1 pseudogene is annotated in these 362 nt (G+C 55.8%); it reads right to left on the bottom strand.

Annotation, left to right across the window (positions count from 1 at the left end):
* Window positions 1-251, bottom strand: a pseudogene (locus LDK53_RS22940) (RHS repeat protein); the annotation flags it as partial.
* Window positions 252-362: the final 111 nt, after the last annotated feature.

Raw genomic sequence — 362 nt, 5'->3', positions numbered from 1 at the left:
GCAATCTTCTCTCCAGCGCCCTCTAACGGGTTACCAGCCGCATCCCAGCGCCACTGCTCTTGACCGGGCAGCATGCCGTACTTAACGAGCAGGCGCCCGGCTCTGTCGTACTGCCAGCGGTACCAGTTAAACGGGTTACCGTTCCGTACTTCCCGCACCAGGTTATTACGGTAGTCGTAATCCCAGCGGCGGGACCAGCGGCGCGGCGACGGGCGTTGGGCATTGCCGGTAAAGATGTCCCGTCGATAAAGATTACATCGTTAAAGATGGCGACGTGATGAACTTCCTGTTCAACGTCTGAGTCGTCTTGAATGAAAAAAACCACGCCCTGGCGTGTTTTTTTTATTGCGGGGTCAAAACAC

Source organism: Enterobacter sp. K16B (genome assembly GCF_020216105.1).
GTDB classification, from domain to species: domain Bacteria; phylum Pseudomonadota; class Gammaproteobacteria; order Enterobacterales; family Enterobacteriaceae; genus Enterobacter; species Enterobacter sichuanensis.
This window is presented reverse-complemented; position numbering and strand designations above follow the sequence as displayed.